This window comes from Thiomonas delicata, from assembly GCF_900088825.1.
Taxonomy (GTDB): Bacteria; Pseudomonadota; Gammaproteobacteria; order Burkholderiales; family Burkholderiaceae_C; genus Thiomonas_A; species Thiomonas_A delicata.
In genome coordinates this window covers 1,585,837-1,604,744 of the sequence record NZ_LT592171.1, presented here as the reverse complement: position 1 = coordinate 1,604,744, position 18,908 = coordinate 1,585,837, and the positions used below count along the sequence as shown (strand labels likewise).

The 18,908-nt window shown below is 67.8% G+C and carries 15 protein-coding genes; 9 read left to right on the top strand and 6 right to left on the bottom strand.

Annotated elements, in window-relative coordinates:
- Positions 1-13 precede the first annotated feature (13 nt).
- Positions 14-2,839: a phosphoenolpyruvate carboxylase gene (gene ppc, locus THIARS_RS17110; protein ID WP_094161936.1), complete on the bottom strand. Its 2,826-nt coding sequence runs from the start codon at positions 2,837-2,839 to the stop codon at positions 14-16.
- A 187-nt stretch (positions 2,840-3,026) separates the two neighbouring features.
- On the opposite strand from ppc, the gene hemC reads away from it, so the two are divergent.
- The 6 genes from hemC to cysM all read left to right on the top strand — a co-directional run bounded on the left by hemC (position 3,027) and on the right by cysM (position 9,402).
- Positions 3,027-4,004, top strand: coding sequence for a hydroxymethylbilane synthase (gene hemC, locus THIARS_RS17105; protein ID WP_094161935.1), 978 nt, complete (start codon positions 3,027-3,029; stop codon positions 4,002-4,004).
- Positions 4,005-4,013: 9 nt separating this feature from the next.
- On the top strand, positions 4,014-4,856 hold the full coding sequence (locus THIARS_RS17100) for a uroporphyrinogen-III synthase (RefSeq protein ID WP_094161934.1): 843 nt from the start codon (positions 4,014-4,016) through the stop codon (positions 4,854-4,856).
- Between the two features lie 93 nt (positions 4,857-4,949).
- Entirely contained in the window at positions 4,950-6,119 is a 1,170-nt protein-coding gene (locus tag THIARS_RS17095; RefSeq protein ID WP_245845964.1) for a uroporphyrinogen-III C-methyltransferase, read from the top strand.
- On the top strand, positions 6,119-7,330 hold the full coding sequence (locus THIARS_RS17090) for a heme biosynthesis protein HemY (protein ID WP_094161933.1): 1,212 nt from the start codon (positions 6,119-6,121) through the stop codon (positions 7,328-7,330). Before THIARS_RS17095 ends, THIARS_RS17090 begins: the two co-directional genes overlap by 1 nt.
- Positions 7,311-8,453, top strand: coding sequence for an SLC13 family permease (locus THIARS_RS17085; protein ID WP_094161932.1), 1,143 nt, complete (start codon positions 7,311-7,313; stop codon positions 8,451-8,453). Before THIARS_RS17090 ends, THIARS_RS17085 begins: the two co-directional genes overlap by 20 nt.
- Positions 8,454-8,499: 46 nt before the next feature.
- Positions 8,500-9,402, top strand: a complete 903-nt coding sequence (gene cysM / locus THIARS_RS17080; RefSeq protein ID WP_094162222.1) for a cysteine synthase CysM — start codon at positions 8,500-8,502, stop codon at positions 9,400-9,402.
- 15 nt (positions 9,403-9,417) lie between these two features.
- Here the strand turns inward: cysM and THIARS_RS17075 are convergent, their stop codons facing one another.
- The gene (locus tag THIARS_RS17075; RefSeq protein WP_094161931.1) at positions 9,418-10,032 is read right to left on the bottom strand and encodes a LysE/ArgO family amino acid transporter; all 615 of its coding nucleotides are present in this window, start codon (positions 10,030-10,032) and stop codon (positions 9,418-9,420) included.
- A gap of 132 nt (positions 10,033-10,164) precedes the next feature.
- Between THIARS_RS17075 and THIARS_RS17070 the strand changes: the two genes are divergently transcribed.
- Both THIARS_RS17070 and THIARS_RS17065 read left to right on the top strand, forming a co-directional pair.
- A complete protein-coding gene (locus THIARS_RS17070; RefSeq protein ID WP_094161930.1) occupies positions 10,165-11,274 on the top strand; it encodes a DMT family transporter in 1,110 nt (369 codons plus the stop codon).
- 266 nt (positions 11,275-11,540) lie between these two features.
- A complete protein-coding gene (locus THIARS_RS17065; protein ID WP_094161929.1) occupies positions 11,541-12,455 on the top strand; it encodes a c-type cytochrome in 915 nt (304 codons plus the stop codon).
- Between the two features lie 83 nt (positions 12,456-12,538).
- On the opposite strand, the gene mbfA is transcribed toward THIARS_RS17065, so the two are convergent.
- Positions 12,539-13,549 carry an iron exporter MbfA gene (mbfA, locus tag THIARS_RS17060; protein ID WP_094161928.1) on the bottom strand — a complete coding sequence of 337 codons (1,011 nt, stop codon included), beginning with the start codon at positions 13,547-13,549 and terminating at the stop codon, positions 12,539-12,541.
- 115 nt (positions 13,550-13,664) lie between these two features.
- On the opposite strand from mbfA, the gene THIARS_RS17055 reads away from it, so the two are divergent.
- Positions 13,665-13,907 carry a sulfurtransferase TusA family protein gene (locus tag THIARS_RS17055; protein ID WP_094161927.1) on the top strand — a complete coding sequence of 81 codons (243 nt, stop codon included), beginning with the start codon at positions 13,665-13,667 and terminating at the stop codon, positions 13,905-13,907.
- 43 nt (positions 13,908-13,950) lie between these two features.
- Here the strand turns inward: THIARS_RS17055 and galU are convergent, their stop codons facing one another.
- The 3 genes from galU to THIARS_RS17040 form a co-directional block, all read right to left on the bottom strand.
- Positions 13,951-14,826: a UTP--glucose-1-phosphate uridylyltransferase GalU gene (gene galU, locus THIARS_RS17050; RefSeq protein WP_094162221.1), complete on the bottom strand. Its 876-nt coding sequence runs from the start codon at positions 14,824-14,826 to the stop codon at positions 13,951-13,953.
- Between the two features lie 105 nt (positions 14,827-14,931).
- Complete coding sequence (locus THIARS_RS17045; RefSeq protein ID WP_094161926.1) at positions 14,932-17,760, bottom strand: valine--tRNA ligase; 2,829 nt, start codon at positions 17,758-17,760, stop codon at positions 14,932-14,934.
- 46 nt (positions 17,761-17,806) lie between these two features.
- The gene (locus THIARS_RS17040; protein ID WP_094161925.1) at positions 17,807-18,784 is read right to left on the bottom strand and encodes a GMP reductase; all 978 of its coding nucleotides are present in this window, start codon (positions 18,782-18,784) and stop codon (positions 17,807-17,809) included.
- Between the last annotated feature and the right edge of the window lie 124 nt (positions 18,785-18,908).

Here is an 18,908-nt window from a genome sequence, read left to right as displayed (position 1 = left end):
CGGCCCGGTGCGATCAGCCCGTGTTGCGCAGCCCCGCCGCGATGCCGTTGATGCTCAGATGGATGCCGCGCTTGGTGCGCTCGTCGGTCTGGCCTTCGCGGAAGCGGCGTAACAGCTCGATCTGCAGGTGGTTGAGCGGATCGATGTAGGGGAAGCGGGCGCGGATGGAGCGCGCCAGCGTGGGGTTGCTCTGCAGGAAGGACGTCTCGCCGGAGATGCGCTGCAAGGCGCGCACGGTGCGCTCCCATTCCTGCGCGATGGCCGAGAACACCTGTTTGCGGGTGCGCGCGTCGGGCACCAGTTGGGCGTAGTGCGAAGCCACGGCCAGGTCGGTCTTGGCCAGCACCATGTCCATATTCGACAGCAGGGTGCGGAAGAAGGGCCATTGCTTGTGCATGCGCGCCAGCAGCTCGGCACCGTTTTCCGGGTGGGCTGCGATGAACTGCTCGACGGCCGAGCCGAAGCCGAACCAGCCGGGCAGGGCGACGCGGCACTGGCCCCAGGAGAAGCTCCAGGGGATGGCGCGCAGGTCGGCGATGTCCTGGCTGGCCTTGCGCGACGCCGGCCGGCTGCCGATGTTGAGGCCGGCGATTTCGCTGATGGGCGTGGCGGCGTAGAAATACTCGGCGAAGCGCGGGTTGCCGTAGACCAGGTCACGATAGGTGGCGATGGCCACTTGCGACAGGCCGGCCGCGGCCTGCAGGAAGGTCTGCGGCGCGCCGGTGCGTACGCCCTGGCGTGGTGGCGTGTCGCCGCTCTTGCCGCGTGCGGACAGCAGCGTGGCTTCCAGGGTGGCGGCCACCAGGGTTTCCAGGTTGTGGCGGCCGATCTCGGGGTTGGCGTATTTGCTGGAGATCACCTCGCCCTGCTCGGTGAGGCGGATGCTGCCGCCCACGGTTCCCGCCGGCTGGGCGAGGATGGCCTCGAAGCTGGGTCCGCCGCCGCGGCCCACGCTGCCGCCGCGGCCGTGGAACAGGCGCAGGCGGATGCCATGTTCGGCGCCGAGCTGGGCGAACAGCTCGGCCAGCGCGACCGAGGCCTTGTGCAGTTCCCAGTTGGAGGTGAAGTAGCCGCCGTCCTTGTTGCTGTCGGAATAGCCCAGCATGACTTCCTGCAGCGCGCCGGACTGCCGCACCAGTTCGGGCATGCCCGGCAGGGCGTGGAAGCCGCGCATGATGTCGGGCGCATTGCGCAGGTCGTCGATGGTCTCGAACAGCGGCACCACCAGCAGCTCGGCGCTCGCGCCCTCGGTGCCCAGGGTGCCGTGGAACAGGCCGCATTCTTTCTGCAGCACCAGCACCTCGAGCAGGTCGCTCACGCTTTCGGTGTGCGAGATGATGGTCTGGCGGATGGCGTCTTCGCCCAGCAGGCGGCGTGCCTGGCGCGCCTGCTCGAACACGGCCAGCTCGGAGCATGTCCAGTCGGAATAGCTGGCGTCGGGCACCCGCAGCGGGCGCGGGTCGCGCAGGGTGTGCAGCAGCAGCTCGATGCGCGCGGTTTCGTCCAGCGCGCTGTAGTCGGGGCACAGGCGGGCCGTGGCGAGCAGCTCCGCCACGACCTGCTCGTGCTTGTCCGAGCTTTGGCGCAGGTCCACCGTGGCGAGGTGGAAACCGAACACCTCCACGGCGCGGATCAGCGGGTCGAGCCGCGGACGGGCCAGGGCCTCGGCGTGGTGGCCGGCGAGCGAATCGCGCGCCGTGCGCAGGTCGTAGGCGAAGGCCTCGGCATTGGGGTAGGGTTCGGCCTGGCCCATTTCGTGGCGCAGCACCTCGGCGCCGCCCAGCTTGCGCAGCGTGGCGGCAAGGCGCGCATACACGCCGATGAGGGCGCGGCGATAAGGCTCGTCCAGACGATGCTCGGATTTGTCGGGCGAGGCTTCCGCCAGCGCGAGCAGCTCGGGGCTGGCCGAGGCCAGCATGAGCGAGACCGACAGTTCGGCTCCCAGCGCATGCACCTGGTTGATGTAGTGCTCGAGCGCCGTGCGCGCCTGCAGGCGCAGGGCGTAGGCCAGGGTCTCGGCGGTGACGAAAGGGTTGCCGTCGCGGTCGCCGCCGATCCAGTGACCCATGCGGAAGAAGGGCTGCAGGCGCCAGGGCTGTCCGTCCGCGCGCGGGAAGAGTTCGTCGAGATCTTGTTCCAGCTCGATGTACAGGCGCGGCACCTCGCTGAAAAACGTGCTGTCGTAATAGGACAGCGCATTCTTGATCTCGTCGGAGACGCGCAGCTTGGTGTAGCGCAGCAGCCGCGTCTGCCACAGCTGGGTGATGCGTGCGCGCAGTTCGGCGTCGATGTCGCGCAGCCGGCGCGGCGGCTGGGTCTGGTCGCGCTCGGCCAGCAGGCGGGCGATCACGCGTTCGGCGTCGAGCAGGCTCTTGCGCTGCACCTCGGTCGGGTGGGCCGTGAGCACGGGAGAGATGAGCGCGCGAGCAAAAAAATCGCCGATCTGCTGCGCGTCGAAGCCGGCCTTGCGCAGCTTGTCCAATGCAGCGCGCACGCTGCCCGGCTGGGGCTTGCCGCCTTCCAGTTCGTGGGCCTTGCGCCGCCGCAAGGCATGCCTGTCCTCGGCGATGTTGGCCAGGATGGAGAAATAGCTGAAGGCCCGGATCACGCTGACCGCCTGGTCGCGCGTGAGGCCTTGCAGCAGCTTGTCGAGGGCGCGGCGCTGCTTGGCGTCGCCTTCGCGGTGGAAGGCCACCGACAATTGCCTGACTTTTTCCACGACGTCGAACATGGCCTGCCCTTCCTGCTCGCGGATCACGTCGCCGAGCAGGCGGCCGAGGTGGCGTATGTCGTCGAACAGGGCGATATCGGAATGCGGGTCGGCGGGGCGGTTGGACATGGCGGAGCGGCTGGCGAGGCGACTGGCAGAGAGGAATGCGGTGCGCAACGGCGGTAGGGAGCGGGACGTTTCATGCTATCAGCCGGTGGTGCCGGTGGAAGCCCCGGGCCGCGAGCTTGCGCATGCACATTGCGCGGGCGCGAATTTCCGTCATGCCATGACCTGTTGCCACTGCTACGATTTCCCGATGAATCTCGCCGCGACGATCCCATCATCTGCCCCCCCTTCGATTCCTCCCCGCCTGGTTATTGCCACCCGGGAGAGCCGTCTGGCCATGTGGCAGGCCGAGCATGTGCAAGCCCTTTTGCAGGCGCTCCATCCGTCGAGCCGGGTGTGCCTTGACGGCATGACCACGCGCGGCGACCAGATCCTCGACAAGACCCTAGCCAAGGTCGGCGGCAAGGGCCTGTTCGTGAAGGAGCTGGAACTGGCGCTGGAAAGCGGCGAGGCCGACCTGGCCGTGCATTCGCTCAAGGACGTGCCCATGGTGCTGCCGGCGGGGTTCGCGCTGCCCGTCATCATGCAGCGCGAAGACCCGCGCGATGCCTGGGTGTCCGAGCGCGCCCCGCACTTCACCGCGCTGCCGCCGGGCGCGGTGGTGGGAACGTCGAGCCTGCGGCGCGAGATGCAGATCCGCGCCCTGCGCCCCGACCTGCGCGTGATGCCGCTGCGCGGCAATCTGGACACCCGCCTGCGCAAGCTCGACGAAGGTCAGTACGACGGCATCGTGCTGGCGGCGGCCGGACTCAAACGCCTGGGCCTGGAGGCGCGTATCCGGGCCCTGATCGACCCCGCCGAGCTGCTTCCCGCCGTGGGCCAGGCGGCGCTGGGCATCGAGATACGTGCGGACCGTGCCGACATGGCCGTCATGCTGGCGCCGCTGGACCATGCTCCCACGCATCTTTGCGCCCTGGCCGAGCGTTCGGTGGCGCGCGCCTTGGGCGGCAGCTGCAGCACGCCGCTGGGGGCGCATGCGCAGTGGTCCGGGCAGACCCTGGAATTGCGCGCGTTGCTCGGACTGCCGGATGGCAGCCGCATGCTGCGTGCGGAGGTGGCGGCAACCGTGGCCACGTCCGCGCAGGCCGACGCGCTGGGCCTGGAAGCCGCGCGGCAACTGCGCGAGCAGGGTGCGCAGGCCTTGCTCGACCAGCTCGAGGCAAGCTGAGCGTGCGGCATGGCGACGGCCGATCGGCCTGATATCCGCCGCGGACCCGTGCTCGTCATCACCCGCCCGCGCCGCGGCGCGCAAGACGACGACGCGGATGACGCGCGCGAGCGCGAACTGCGCGCCCGCGGCATTGCGCTGCGGTCTTTCCCGCTCATCCGCATCCTGCCTCCCGCCGCGCCGGCGCCGGCCGCCCAGGCTCTCATGAGGCTGGCTGACTTCGATCTGGCGATCCCCGTCAGCCCCGCCGCGGTGCAGGCCACCTTGGCCATGCTGCAAGGTCCTTGGCCGCAAACCTGCGCCGTGGGCCTGCTCGGACCCGGCAGCCGGGTTGCATTCGAGCAGGCGCTGCGGGCGCGCGGGCAGGCGCCCGAATCGCTGCGCATCGTCTGCGCGCCTGCCCAAGCGGCGGATTCGGAGGGACTGTGGGCCGCGCTGCGGAGCCTGCGCGCGGACGCTTGGGCCGGCGCCCGCGTCCTCATCTTGCGGGGCGGAAACGGCCGCGACTGGCTGACCGAGGCGCTGCAGGCCGCAGGCGCCGAAGTGCTGCGGGTGGACGTCTATCGCCGCGAGCCCCCGGAAACCGACCCGGTCACGCTCGAGACCTTGCGCGAGCTGCTGGACAGCCCCGCGTCCTGGTTGCTGACGGCGTCCGAAGGCGTGCGCAATCTGCAAGGCCTGCTGCGCGCCGCGGGCATGGACCCGGCCGCAGGGCTGGCGAACCAGCGCGCCCTGGCCACGCACGCCCGCATCGCGGAGGCGGCGCGGCAAGCCGGCTTTGGCCGCGTCGAGGTCTGCCCGCCGCAGACCGAGGCCATCGTCGCCGCGTTGCACCGGGATGCGAAGGCCTGAACCGCGGGTGCGCGGAACAACCGCCGGAGAGCCAAAACCGCCTCGGCATGACCCTGGCCGTCCGCAGCTTTCAAGCTTCCCTAGAATCAGCGCATGTCCGAGCCGACTCCCACCCCAGCCCAGGGCCCTGAATCGCTGCCGGAACCTGCGGGTTCCAGCACCGGCTCGGCCGTGTCCGCGACCATGCGGGCAGCGTCCAGCCCGCCCTACGAAAGCGTCGACGCGTCGGAGATCGCTCGGCCTGACGCCACGGGCCAGCCCAGGGTGGGGTTGTTGTGGCTGGCCGTGGCGGCTCTCGCCGTGCTGGTGCTGGCCGTGGCCTGGTGGCTGAATGGACGGCTTTATGCGACCCAGGCCGAAATCGCGCGCCGCCTGCAAGGCGCCGAGACCGCATCCATCGAGGCGCGCACCATTGCCAAACAGACGGCCGACGCGGCGCGCGACCTCAACGCCCGCGTGGCCGTGCTGCAGGCGCACGAGCAAGACCTGTCGGCGCAGCGCCAGGCGCTGCAGCAGATCTACCAGGACTTTGCCAAGAGCCGGGACGACGCCTTCCTCAGCCAGACCGCCGAGCTTATCGCCCTGGCCCAGCAACAGGCCCAGCTCACCGGCAGCCTGGCGCCGCTGGTCAGCACGCTCGAATCCTCGGCAACGCGGCTCAAGCGCGCCCAGGGCAATCCGCGCGCTTCCATGGTGCTGCGCGCCGTGCAGCTCGACCTGAGCCGACTCAAGAGCAGCGTGGCGCCCGATATTCCAGCCGCCGCGCAACGTCTGGACGAACTGGCCTCCCTGGTCGATGGCCTGCAGCCGCTGTCTTCGGCGGCGCCGCTGGAAGGCCGGCATGCGCCGGCGGAGCAGGCGGCCCCCGCGCATGAACCGACAGGTCCGCGTTGGGCGCCCTGGCTGGGCCGCTGGGCCCATGCCGCCTGGCTCGAAGTGCGCCAACTCGTGACCATCACCAAGGTGGATCACCCCGACATGCTGCTGATGTCACCCCAGCAAAGCGACTACCTCCGCGAAAACCTGAAGCTGCGCGTGCTCAACGCGCGGCTCGACCTGCTGTCGCGCAACGCCTCGGCTTACCGCGAAGACATGCGCGGCATCGACACCGCGCTGCATGCGGACTTCAATGTCCGCCAGCCTCGCACCCAAATGGCGTTGGCGCTCGCGCGCCAGGCGGCGCAAATCGATCTCGCGGCCCAGCCGGCGGCCAATCTCCAGTCCCTGGCGGTGCTGGCCAATCTCGGCCAGGGGAGTAGCTGATGCGCTGGCTCGCCTGGGTCGTGGCGCTGGGGCTGACCGCGGCATTGCTGGCCATGGCGGCGAGCGGCCGGCCGGGCAATGTCGCCATTTTTCTGCCGCCCTATCGCATCGACCTGTCGCTGAATCTGGCCGCGCTCCTGGTGCTGGCGAGTTTCGCGCTTTTCTACATCGCGATCCGGGCTTTCACCCTGCTGCTGCGATTGCCGCGTGCCGCCGCGTTGTTCCGCTCGCGCAGGCGCTTGCAGGTCGCGGCGACGGCGCTGCATGAAGCGATCATGCATCTGCAGGGCGGCCGCTTCCGCCGCGCCGAACGCGCCGCGGGAAGGGCCGCCGAGGCGGAAAACTTCAAGCCCGGCGCCTTGCTCACCGCCGCCCAGGCCGCCCAGGCCATGCAGGCCTACGAGCGGCGCGACGCCTATCTCGAAGCCCTGCCGACCGCGGCGCGCGAAACCGGCGCCCTGCTGCAGGCCGAATGGCAGATCGAGGCGCGCGACGCGCGAGCTGCACAGAATGTCCTGCGCACCCTCTCCGGCGGCATGCAGCGCCGCACGCAGACCATGCGTCTGGCGCTTGCGGCCGCGCGGGCGTTGCAGGACCACGCCGAAGTCATGCGGCTGGCCATGACCTTGCGCAAGCATCATGGCCTGCACGAGGCCGCGGCCCAGGCGATGATCCATGGCGCGGCGCTCGGATTGATCCGGCAGGCCAACCACGACGCCGAGACCTTGCGCCGGCTCTGGAAGTCTTTCGACGTCGCGCTGCGTCTCGATGCCCAGATCGCGGTGGCCGGGGCCCGCGGTTTTGCCTTGGCCGGCGATATGGCCCAGGCGCGCGCCCTGCTGATCGAGGCCCTGCGCGTGCCGAGCGCGGAACCGGCCGCGCTGATGCCCGCGCTGCGCGGCATGCTGGCCGGGATCGATGCCGGTTTCGTCGCGCAGGCCGAGGCCTGGGTCGACCGTTGGCCGCAGGAGGCGCAAGCCGTGTTCCTGGCCGCGCGAGCCTGTATCGAGCTTGAACTCTGGGGCAAGGCGCAGCAGTATCTGAGCAAGGCGCTCGAGCTGTGCCAACCTGACGAGCGCCGCCTGCGTGGCAGCGTCCACACCGCCCTGGCGCGTCTGCAGGAGCGCATCGAGCGCGAGGATCAGGCGGGGCGCCACTGGCGCCTGGCCGCGCTCGACCTCTCGGGTGAGGATGCCGGCACTCACGCCTGAGATCGTGCGCGGGCTTCTTTCCCGCCTGCGCGGCTTTCTGAGACGAGAGCGCCTGCTGGGGGTTTTCGGTTTGCTGGCGCTGTTCCTGGCGCTGGCCGATCCCCGTCCATGGGCCCTGTACCGCAACTGGCTCGACCTGCCGACGCTGCTGGGTCTCGCCGCCCTGCTCGTCACCGTGGAGGGCATACGCGCCAGCGGTTATGTGCAACGCGCGGCGCGCTACACGGCCCTGCGCACGCGGAGCCTGCGCGGGCTTGCGCTGCTGCTGGTGCTGGCGTCGGCCTTGCTGGCCATGCTGCTGACCAATGACGTGAGCCTGTTCCTGGTGGTGCCGTTGACGGTGGCGCTCGGCCGGGAAGCCCGTCTGCCGGTGCAGCGCCTGGTGATCTTCGAGGCCCTGGCGGTGAACGCCGGCTCCACGCTCAGCCCCATCGGCAACCCGCAGAACCTCTTGCTGTGGCAACGCTCGGGCCTGTCGATGCCCGGGTTCATGCTGCACCTGCTGCCGACTTTCGCGGTCATGCTGGCCTTGTTGCTGGCGCTCGTGTGGTTCATGTTCGACGCCCGCACCTTGACCCTGCAAACCTCGGCGCGCACCGCGGCCGAGGCCCTGCCGCGTCCCGCCCTGGGCGTGACGGCCGGCTTGTTGCTGCTGGTCGTGGTCGGGCTGTTGCAGGGACATCATGCGCAAGGCGCCGCGGCCTTGGTCCTGGCGGTGTTCGCGGTCATGTTTCGCGAGGTTCTCCAACGCGTCGACTGGATGTTGCTGGCGACGTTCGCCGCGATGTTCGTGGGCCTCGGCCACCTGGCGCAGATTCTGCCCGTGCAGGGCCTCGGCCTGCAGCAACCCGGGGTGCTGTATATCGCGGCCATCGCGCTGTCGCAGGTCATCAGCAATGTGCCGGCCACCGTGCTCCTGGAGCATGGCGCGCACGACGTCATGCTCCTGGCGGCCGCGGTCAATGTGGGCGGATTCGGCCTGGGCATCGGATCGCTGGCCAATCTCATCGCCCTGCGTCTGGAGGGCAGTCCCGGCTCTCTGGCACGGTTCCACCGCATCAGCGTGCCGTTCTTGCTGGTGTGCGCGCCGCTCGTGTGGCTGGTGCTGCGCTGGGTTGCCTGAGCCGGATCCGTCGCCGCATGCCAGAATGCACCAAGGAGAAAAAACCATGCCTTACCTCACGCTCGATCAGACCATCGGCAACACGCCGCTCTTTCAATTGCAACGCGTCGCGGGCGCCGACAACGCGCGGCGCGGCAATGTCATTCTCGGCAAGCTCGAAGGCAACAATCCGGCGGGCTCGGTGAAGGACCGCCCGGCGCTCTCGATGATCCGCCGCGCGCAGGAGCGCGGCCAGATCAAGCCGGGCGACGTGCTGATCGAGGCCACGTCCGGCAACACCGGCATCGCGCTGGCGATGGCTGCAGCCATCCTCGGCTACCGCATGGTGCTGATCATGCCCGAGGACCTGAGCATCGAGCGCGCGCAGACCATGAAGGCGTTCGGCGCCGATCTCATCCTCACGCCCAAGGCGGGCGGCATGGAATACGCGCGCGATCTGGCAGAGCAGATGCAGCGCGAGGGCAAGGGCCTGATGCTCGACCAGTTCGCCAACCCCGACAACCCGCGCGTTCACTACGAAACCACCGGTCCCGAGATCTGGCGCGACACCGAAGGCCGCATCACCCATTTCGTCTCGGCCATGGGCACCACGGGCACGATCACGGGCGTGTCGCGCTATCTGAAGGAGCAGAACCCGGAGGTGCAGGTCGTCGGCGCGCAGCCGGAGGAGGGCTCGCGCATTCCCGGCATCCGCAAATGGCCGCAGGAGTATCTGCCCAAGATCTACGAACCGCAGCGCGTGGACCGGCTGGAGTACGTCAGCCAGGCGGCGGCGGAGGCCATGGCGCGCCGCCTCGCGCGCGAGGAGGGTTTGTTCTGCGGCATCAGCGCGGCCGGCGCCTGCGAGGTGGCGCTGCGCCTCGCGCGCGAGGTGGAAAACGCCACCATCGTGTTCATCGTCTGCGATCGTGGCGACCGCTATCTGAGCACCGGGGTTTTTCCGGCCTGATGTCCGGATCGGCGTTCAGCTCCCGTGCAGCAGACCGTAGGCCAGGCTCCACATGGTCAGGCCGATGACCAGTTCCAGCACCTGCCACGTCCGGGGCCTCTGGAACAGCGGCCGCAGCAGACGCGCGCCGTAGCCCAGGGCGAAAAAGAAGACGAACGAGGCCGACGCCGCGCCGAGGCCGAATTCGAACCCGTGCCCGGGAAACTGGGTGGACACGGACCCGATCAGCAGCAGCGTATCCAGATAAACGTGCGGATTCAGGAACGTGAAGGCCAGGCACGCGGCGAGTGTCTGCCAGAGCGTTGCCGGGTCGCTCCCCATGGGTTGCAGCGTGGACGAAGACCTGAGGGCAGCCAGCAGGCTGCGCCCGCCGTACCACAGCAGGAAGGCCGCACCGGCATAGCGGCCGGCCGGCTCCAGCCAGGGCGCACGCAGGATGAGTCCATGAAAACCGGAGACGCCGGCGGCAATCAAGACGGCATCCGAGACCGCGCAGGTCAGGCTGACCCAGAACACATGCTCGCCTTTGAGCCCCTGCTTGAGCACGAAGGCGTTTTGCGCGCCGATGGCCAGGATCAGCGATAGGCCGAGAGAAAACCCGTAGAAGTAGGTTGAGGCGTTCGTGTGCATGGGGCGGGCGAAACGGCAAGAGCCGGGGCCGAATGCATGGAGGAATGCGTCGTATCGGGCTGGCCCGGGCTGAATCGCCTATTCTCGCAGCCGAGGCTTTTTCGTACTGTGCCCACCCGCTGAGCCCACCGCATGTCGACACCCAAAACCCCGCTGCCGTCCCTGGCCCAGTCGTCGGGCATTGCCACCGCCATGCTGGCGGCCCTGTTGTTCGGCGCCAGCACTCCGCTGGCCAAGCTGCTGCTGGCCGAAACCAGTCCCTGGATGCTGGCGGCGCTGCTTTACCTCGGCTCCGGTCTGGGTTTGGCGACATGGCTCGGCGTGCGCCGGCTGCGCCATCCGGATTCGCCCCGCGCGCGCCTGCAGCGGGGCGAATGGCCATGGCTGGCCGGCGCCATTCTGGCGGGTGGCGTGGCGGCACCCGTGCTCCTGATGTCCGGGCTGTCGGCGATGCCGGCCACGGGGGCCTCGCTGCTGCTCAACGCCGAAGGCGTGTTCACCGCCTTGCTGGCCTGGTTCGTGTTTCGCGAGAACGTCGATCGCCGCATCGCGCTGGGCATGCTGGCGATCGTGGCGGGCGGCCTGGTGCTGAGCTGGCCGCAGGATGGCGCGCACCTGCACTGGAGCGCGCTCTGGCCTGTGATGGCCGTGCTCGGCGCCTGTCTGGGCTGGGGGCTGGACAACAATCTCACGCGCAAGGTGGCGCTGGCCGATGCCGGTTTCATCGCCATGACCAAGGGCCTGGCGGCCGGCGCCACCAATCTTCTGCTGGCTTTGTTCCTGGGAGCGCGCCTGCCGCAACCGGACGTGGCCGCGATGGCGGCCGCGCTGGGATTTGCCAGCTATGGAGTCAGCCTGGCCTTGTTCGTCGTGGCACTGCGGCAATTGGGCACGGCGCGCACAGGGGCCTATTTTTCGGTGGCGCCGTTTTTCGGCGCGCTGCTGGCCGTGCTGCTGCTCGGCGAACCGCTGACGATACCGCTGCTGCTGGCGGGGTTGCTGATGGCGCTGGGCGTCTGGCTGCACGTGAGCGAGCGCCATGCGCATCTTCATACGCATAGGCCGCTGACGCACGACCACAGCCATGTCCACGGCGGCCCGCGCGATGATGGCCATCACGACCACGTTCACGAACCCGCGCTGCCGCCCGGCACGCGGCACAGCCACCCGCATGCCCACGCGCCAGTCACCCACAGCCACGCCCATTTCCCGGATGTGCATCACCGCCATCGCCACGGTTGAACCTTGCCGCAGAACGCTGCAACCGTTCCGGGCCCAAGGCGAGGAGCGTGTTTGTGGCCCCATGGACACAACACCGCGAATGGTTGACGTGACGCAAATAGAAACATATTGCGCGTCCCTAGACTGAGCTCTGCACGTTGCGCAGGGTGCCGAGGGCCAAGGTGGGCGGCGAAACAGGCATGCGTTGTCGGGTTTTTGCCGTTCCACACGAAAAATTTCAGGTCCTGTGGAGGAGACATCTGCGGAAACAACCATGGGGAAATGAAATGAAAGCACAGTGGGTCGCGATGTTCGCGTTGACGGTGGCGGGCCAGGCTCTGGCGGCGGGAGTGGCACAGGTTCCGAACCCCCCGACGCAATACCCGGAGGGGGAGCTTGGGCGCATGGTCAAGCTCGGCGAGGACATCATCATGCATACCAACACCCAGCCGCTGACCAAGGATCTGGTGGGCAACAAGCTCCAGTGCACGAGTTGCCACCTCGAAGGCGGTCGCTCCAAGACCATCGGCACGTTCATGGGCACGGCCACCGCGTTTCCCGCGTATTCAGAGCGCGAGAAAACCGTGCAGACGCTGCAGGATCGCATCAACAACTGTTTCATGCGCAGCATGAACGGCAAGCGTCCGATCATCGACACCGAAGCCTCGATCGCCATGGCGACCTACATCACCTGGCTGTCCGAGGGCCAGCCGATGAAGATGAACGCCAAGAAACCCGTGACGCCTTACTTCACCGCCACCTGGCCGGACAAGGACGTGGTGCCGCTCATCAAGCAGGCGACGCATGAGAGCTATGTGAACGGGCAGAAGGTCTACCAGCAGAAATGCCTGGCCTGCCACGCCGAGAACGGCCAAGGCGTCGGGAATTTCCCGCCGCTTTGGGGCCAGGACAGCTACAACACGGGAGCGGGCATGAGCAAGCTCAACAAAATGGCCAGCTGGGTCGAATCCAATATGCCGCTCGGCAATGCGAATCTGACCAAGCAGGAAGCGGTGGACGTCACGCTGTACGTCGATGCGCAGCCCAGACCGAACTTCAATCTGCAGGACCATTTGCTGCCGCGAAGCGAGATGGGCTACTACAACTCCAAGGTGCTCGAGGAAAAGCACACGGTGCGCAGCAATTTCAAGATGTTCGGCCTCGACGTCGACACCATTCGCGGCGACCATCTGATTCCATGATCGGCACGGCCCTGCATCGGCCGGCGAGATGCGTGCCTTCCCCGGGGGGTGACATGCCTCCCGGCGGCTTGGCCGCTTCGGCGCTAGGCGTTGCCGATGAGAACGCCGACGGTGAAGACGAGCGCGCCACCCACGATCACCTGCAGCACCGCCAGGCCGAAGGACGTGTCCATGTAGCGCTTGCGCACCCAGGCGATGAGGCCGAGTTCGGCGATCACGATCGCGACGGCGATGGCTGTGGCGATGTGGAATTGCGGGATCAGGTAGGGCAGGGTGTGCCCGAGGCCGCCCAGGGTGGTCATCAGGCCGGTGATGCCGCCCCGCAGCACCGGGCTGCCGCGGCCGGTCAGCGCCCCGTCATCGGACAAGGCCTCGGCAAAGGCCATGCTGATGCCGGCGCCGATGGCGGCGGCCAGGCCCACCAGAAAGGTGCTCCAGGTGTTGTGCGTGGCGAAGGCGGCGGCGAACAGCGGCGCGAGGGTGGAGACCGAGCCGTCCATCAGGCCGGCCAGGCCGGGTTGGATGAACTGCAGCACGAACATGCGGCGCTGGGTCTGGCGTTCGGTGCGCACGGCCCCTGGGGTGATGAACTTGTCGCCCAGGGTCTCGGCCTTCGATTCATGCCTGCTTTCCTCGGCGGCGAGGTCGCCGAGCAGTTGGCGGATGGCGGCGTCGGTGGTGTGGCGCGCGGCCTGGGCGTAGAAGCGCCGGGAATCGGCCTCCATGATCTCGGCCTGGGCGCGGATCTTCTCCAGGTCCAGCGGCTGCATCAGCCACAAGGGCTTGCGCTCGATGAAGCCGCGCACGTCCTGGCGCCGGATCAGCAGGATGCGCTCGCCGAAGCGCTCGCGGTAGAGTTCGATCAGGCGGTGGCGATGGCCGTCCTCCTCCGCGGCCATGCCGCGGAACAGTCGGGCGGTGTCGGGATAATCGCCGGCCAGGGTGTCGGCATAGGTGTTGTAGATGCGGGCGTCATCCTCTTCCAGCGCGATGGCCAGGCTGAGGATCTGCTGTTCGCCCAGATCGGAAAAATTCAGGCCGGCCGATTCTCGGCCGGGCCGTACCGGGAAATTGAACCAGGATGCAATGGCCATGGCGACGGTGTGTGGAGTGGCGTCATGGCTATTGTCGGCCCGACACCTTCGCGCGGCCATTGAACTTTTAGAATCACCTCATCGAACGCGACAACACAAGGGGACGACCGTGGACATGAACGCAGCGGCGGAAAAGGCTGATGTGGAAGTGGACGCGCGCGGCTTGAACTGCCCGCTGCCCATCCTCAAAGCCAAGAAGGCCTTGGCGGGCATGCAAAGCGGGCAGTTGCTGCGCGTGCTGGCGACCGACCCCGGCTCGGTGCGCGACTTCCAGGCCTTTGCGCGGCAGACCGGCAACGAACTGGTCGAGCAGAAAGAGGCCGATGCCGGCTTTGCCCACGTGCTGCGCCGGCGCTGAGACCCGGTGTTCTTGAAACACCGGGCGCGGGGTTCTGCCCGCCTTACGCCAGCTTCAGGTTCTTGATGTACTCGGCGAAGGCCGGCCCGGCTTCGGGGTGTTCGAGCCCGAGTTGCACCGTGGCTTCGAGGTAGCCGGCCTTGCTGCCGCAGTCGAAGCGGCGGCCGTTGTACCGGTAGGCGTACACCGCTTCCTCGGCCAGCAGCGCGGCGATGCCGTCGGTGAGCTGGATTTCTCCGCCGGCGCCAGGCTTGGCGTTGTTGAGATGGTGGAACACGCGGGAACTGAGGATGTAGCGGCCCACCACCGCCTGGGTGGTCGGCGCATGTTCCGGCGCGGGTTTTTCGATGATGCCCGACAGCGAGGTCAGACCCGGCGTGATTTCCTGACCGCTGACGATACCGTAGCGGCGGGTGTGTTCGCGCGGCACGTCCTCGGTGGCGATAACGCTGCGCCCGTGGCGGCCATGGATCTCGACCATCTGCGCCAGCACGGGAGGCGTCCCCACCAGCAAGTCGTCGGCGAGCAGCACGGCGAAGGGCTCGTTGCCGACCAGCCGCTCCGCGCACAGCACGGCCGCGCCGAGACCGTTGGCCACGGGCTGGCGCACGAACACGCACTGCACGTCGGCCGGCTTGACGCTGCGCACCACGTCCAGCAGCGCGGACTTGCCGGCGGCCTCGAGTTCATGTTCCAGCTCGTAGGCCGTGTCGAAGTGGTCCTCGATGGCGCGCTTGTGGCGCCCGGTGACGAAGATCATTTCGGTGATGCCCGCGGCATAGGCCTCCTCCACGGCGTACTGGATCAGCGGTTTGTCGACCACCGGCATCATCTCCTTCGGCGTGGCCTTGGTGGCGGGCAGAAAACGCGTGCCGAGGCCGGCGACGGGAAAGACGGCTTTGGTGATGGCTTGGGGCATGGGCATAAATTCTCCGTAGGTTTGTTGAAACACAGGATAGTGGCCGTTCGTGACGGCCCCATCCCCGGAACGCAGGCCACCCCCATGGCCTGCTTGACGCTGCCTTCAGGCTGGCAGCGGAAGGCGGTCGATCTGCTCGCGCACCTTGGCCAGCGTGGCGCGGAATGCGTCCAGCCGCTCGCGCTCCTGGGCCACCACGGCGGCCGGTGCGCGCTCGACGAAACTGGCGTTGCTGAGCTTGCCTTCGGCCTTGGCGATCTCGGCTTCGAGGCGCAGCGCCTCCTTGCCCAGACGTTCGCGCTCGGCGGCGGCGTCGACTTCAATGAACAGGGCCACGCGGGTGGCGCCGACCACGGTGCTTGGAGACGCTTGCACCGCTTGCATCCATGCGGCTTCGTCCGCGAACAGCCGGACATCCGCCAGCTTGGCCAGCGCCTGCAGGGCGGGGCGGTGACGCTCGATGCGCGCGGTGTCGCCGCAGGCCAGCAGCGGCAGCTTCTGGGCCGGCGACACGCCAAGCTCGCCGCGCAGATTGCGGCAGGCGTCGACCAGTTGCTTGAACGCGGCGATCTCGGCCTCGGCCTCGGGGTCGATCTTCTCGGGCTGGGCCTGCGGGTAGGGCGCGACGCAGACCGAATCACCCGAGCGACCCGCCAGCGGCGCGACCTTCTGCCACAGTTCTTCGGTGATGAAGGGCATGACGGGATGGGCCAGGCGCAGCACCGTTTCCAGCACCCGGATCAGGGTGCGCCGCGCGGCGCGCTGCTGCGCGGGCGTGCCGGTGGCGGTCTGCACCTTGGCGATTTCCAGGTACCAGTCGCAGTACTCGTCCCACACGAACTGGTAGATGGCCTGGGCGACGAAGTCCAGGCGGTAGTCGGCGAAGCCCTGCGCCACCTGCTGCTCGGTGCGCTGCAGTTGCGAGGCGATCCAGCGGTCGGCGGCGGAGAAGTGCATGTAACCCTCCGGGCCGCAGTCGCCCGTGCAGGTTTCCATGCCGCGGTCAAAGTCCGACAGGCCGTCGACCTGCATCAGCACGAAGCGCGTGGCGTTCCACAGCTTGTTGCAGAAATTGCGGTAGCCCTCGCAGCGCTTGGTGTCGAAGTTGATGTTGCGCCCGAGCGAGGCGTACGACGCCATGGTGAAGCGCAGCGCGTCGGCGCCGTAGGCCGGGATGCCGTCCGGGAATTCCTTCTTCACCCGGGCGGCGACCTTGGGCGCGGTCTCGGGCTTGCGCAGGCCGACGGTGGACTTGTGCACCAGCCCGGCAAGGTCCACGCCGTCGATCAGGTCGACCGGGTCGATCACATTGCCCTCGGACTTGCTCATCTTCTTGCCGTGCGCGTCCAGCACCATGCCGTGGATGTAGACGTTGCGGAACGGCACCTTGCCGGTGAAGTGGGTGGTCATCATGATCATGCGCGCCACCCAGAAAAAGATGATCTCGTAGCCGGTGACCAGCACGCTCGACGGCAGGAACAGGTCCTGCTCGACGGTGTGCGCCGGCCAGCCCATGGTGGAGAAGGGCACCAGGGCCGAGGAGTACCAGGTGTCGAGCACGTCCTGCTCGCGCTGCAACGCGCCGGTGTAGCCGGCGGCCTGCGCCTTGGCACGTGCCTCGGCTTCGTTGCGCGCGACGAAAATTTCGCCTCCAGCTCCGTACCAGGCCGGAATCTGGTGCCCCCACCAGAGCTGGCGCGAGATGCACCAGTCCTGGATGTTGTGCATCCACTGGTTGTAGGTGTTGACCCAGTTCTCGGGCACGAACTTGACGTCGCCGCTGGCCACCGCGTCGATGGCTTTTTGCGCCATGCTCTTGCCGTCCGGCCCCGGCTTGGTGGTGGCGACAAACCACTGGTCGGTGAGCATGGGCTCGACGATCTGCCCGGTGCGCGCGCAGCGTGGCACCATCAGCTTGTGCTTCTTCACCTCGACCAGGAAGCCCTCGGCTTCGAGCTGGGCGACGATGGCTTTGCGGGCTTCGAAGCGGTCGAGGCCTTGGTATGGCATCGGCGCCTGTTGGTTGATCTTGGCGTCAAGAGTCAGCACCGACAACACTGGCAGCCCATGCCGCTGCCCCACCGCATAATCGTTGAAATCGTGCGCCGGGGTGACCTTCACCACGCCGGTGCCGAAGTCCTTGTCCACGTAGGCGTCGGCGATGACGGGCACCAGGCGGCCGGTGATGGGCAACTTCACCTGCTTGCCGATCAGGTGCTGGTAGCGTGTGTCGTCCGGGTGCACCATCACCGCGGTGTCGCCCAGCATGGTTTCGGGCCGGGTGGTGGCCACCACCACGCTGTCCGAGCCGTCGGCCAGCGGGTAGCGGATGTGCCAGAGGAAGCCATCCTCCTCCTCGCTTTCCACCTCCAGGTCACTCACCGCGCTCTTGAGCACCGGGTCCCAGTTCACCAGGCGCTTGCCGCGGTAGATCAGGCCTTGCTCGTACAGGCGCACGAAGGTTTCCACCACCACATCGGACAGCTTGTCGTCCATGGTGAAGTACTCGTGCTTCCAGCTCACCGAAGCGCCCATGCGGCGCATCTGGTTGGTGATGGTGTTGCCGGACTGTTGTTTCCATGTCCAGACCTTGGCCGTGAACGCCTCGCGCCCCAGGTCGTGCCGGCTGATGCCCTGGGCCTGCAACTGGCGCTCGACCACGATCTGCGTGGCGATGCCGGCGTGGTCCGTCCCCGGCACCCACAACGTGTTGTCGCCGAGCATGCGGTGGTAGCGGGTCAGCGCGTCCATCACCGTCTGGTTGAAGGCGTGACCCATGTGCAGGGTGCCGGTGACGTTGGGCGGCGGCAGCTGGATGCAGAACGAAGGGCGCGCGGGGTCGAGCGTGGGCTCGAACCAGCCACGCTGCGCCCAAGCGGCGCTCCAGCGGGATTCGATGTCGGCGGGTTCGAAGGATTTGGCGAGTTCGGTCATGAAGGCTAGGGTCTGGGGAATGCGGTGTGGTCGTGGGCCGCGCGGGTCACATCAGCAGATGTTCGCCGGCGTTGTTCTGGCCGAGGATGACGTAGTTGACCTTGCGGATGTCGGCCAGCACGGTGCCGCCGGCGTAGGAGATGGAGCTTTGTAGGTCCTCCTCCATTTCCTTGAGCGTATCGACCAGCCGGCCCTTGACGGGTTCGAGGATGCGCTTGCCCTCGACGTTGCGGCGCAGCCCCTTGTTGAACTCGGAGGCGCTGCCGTAGTACTCCTTGTACAGCGCACCGTCGACTTCCACGGTCTTGCCGGGGGATTCCTCGTGCCCGGCCAGCATGGAGCCGATCATCACCATGGCGGCGCCGAAACGCACGCTCTTGGCGATGTCGCCGTGTTCGCGGATGCCGCCGTCGGCGATGATGGGCTTGGTCGCCACGCGGGCGCACCACTTCAGCGCCGAGAGCTGCCAGCCGCCGGTGCCGAAGCCCGTTTTCATGCGGGTGATGCACACCTTGCCCGGACCGATGCCCAGCTTGGTGGCGTCGGCGCCCCAGGATTCGAGATCGATGACGGCCTCGGGCGTGCCGATATTGCCGGCGATGACGAAGGCCTCGGGCAGCTTGTGCTTGATGTGCCCGATCATGCGCTGCACGCTGTCGGCATGGCCGTGGGCGATGTCGATGGTGATGTAGTCGGCCCCCACCCCCTCGGCGGCGAGCTGGTCGATCGTGGCGGCGTCGTCGGCTCGGACGCCGATGGAAATCGACACGAACAAGCCGGCGTCGCGCATCTGGCGGGCGAAGGCCACGGCGTCGACATCGAAGCGGTGCAGGATGTAGAAATAGCCATGCTCGGCGAGCCAGCGCGCGATGTGCGCGTCGATCACGGTCTTCATATTGGCCGGCACGACGGGCAGGCGGAACTTGCGCCCGCCGAAGGTGGTCGAGGGGTCGCATTCGGCCCGGCTGCCGACCCGGCAGCGCCTGGGCAGCAGCAGAATGTTCTCGTAATCGAAAATTTCCACCACGCACTCCCGCGCAAGCCCCGTACAGAGCACCCGCGCCAACAAAAAACCGGGCGCGAAATCGCGGCCCGGTGCCCGATTGTAGGCGCCAGCCGGACCCCACGCTGCACTGCGCGCGGCGCGC

Excerpts from the sequence above, each read along its gene's own strand:
- THIARS_RS17065 (WP_094161929.1), top strand. The coding sequence starts at position 11,541 with ATGAAAGCACAGTGGGTCGCGATGTTCGCGTTGACGGTGGCGGGCCAG.
- ppc (WP_094161936.1), bottom strand. The coding sequence starts at position 2,839 with ATGTCCAACCGCCCCGCCGACCCGCATTCCGATATCGCCCTGTTCGAC.
- THIARS_RS17100 (WP_094161934.1), top strand. The coding sequence starts at position 4,014 with ATGGCGACGGCCGATCGGCCTGATATCCGCCGCGGACCCGTGCTCGTC.
- THIARS_RS17090 (WP_094161933.1), top strand. The coding sequence starts at position 6,119 with ATGCGCTGGCTCGCCTGGGTCGTGGCGCTGGGGCTGACCGCGGCATTG.
- THIARS_RS17055 (WP_094161927.1), top strand. The coding sequence starts at position 13,665 with ATGAACGCAGCGGCGGAAAAGGCTGATGTGGAAGTGGACGCGCGCGGC.
- THIARS_RS17070 (WP_094161930.1), top strand. The coding sequence starts at position 10,165 with ATGTCGACACCCAAAACCCCGCTGCCGTCCCTGGCCCAGTCGTCGGGC.
- galU (WP_094162221.1), bottom strand. The coding sequence starts at position 14,826 with ATGCCCCAAGCCATCACCAAAGCCGTCTTTCCCGTCGCCGGCCTCGGC.
- THIARS_RS17085 (WP_094161932.1), top strand. The coding sequence starts at position 7,311 with ATGCCGGCACTCACGCCTGAGATCGTGCGCGGGCTTCTTTCCCGCCTG.
- THIARS_RS17045 (WP_094161926.1), bottom strand. The coding sequence starts at position 17,760 with ATGACCGAACTCGCCAAATCCTTCGAACCCGCCGACATCGAATCCCGC.
- THIARS_RS17095 (WP_245845964.1), top strand. The coding sequence starts at position 4,950 with ATGTCCGAGCCGACTCCCACCCCAGCCCAGGGCCCTGAATCGCTGCCG.
- cysM (WP_094162222.1), top strand. The coding sequence starts at position 8,500 with ATGCCTTACCTCACGCTCGATCAGACCATCGGCAACACGCCGCTCTTT.
- mbfA (WP_094161928.1), bottom strand. The coding sequence starts at position 13,549 with ATGGCCATTGCATCCTGGTTCAATTTCCCGGTACGGCCCGGCCGAGAA.
- hemC (WP_094161935.1), top strand. The coding sequence starts at position 3,027 with ATGAATCTCGCCGCGACGATCCCATCATCTGCCCCCCCTTCGATTCCT.
- THIARS_RS17075 (WP_094161931.1), bottom strand. The coding sequence starts at position 10,032 with ATGCACACGAACGCCTCAACCTACTTCTACGGGTTTTCTCTCGGCCTA.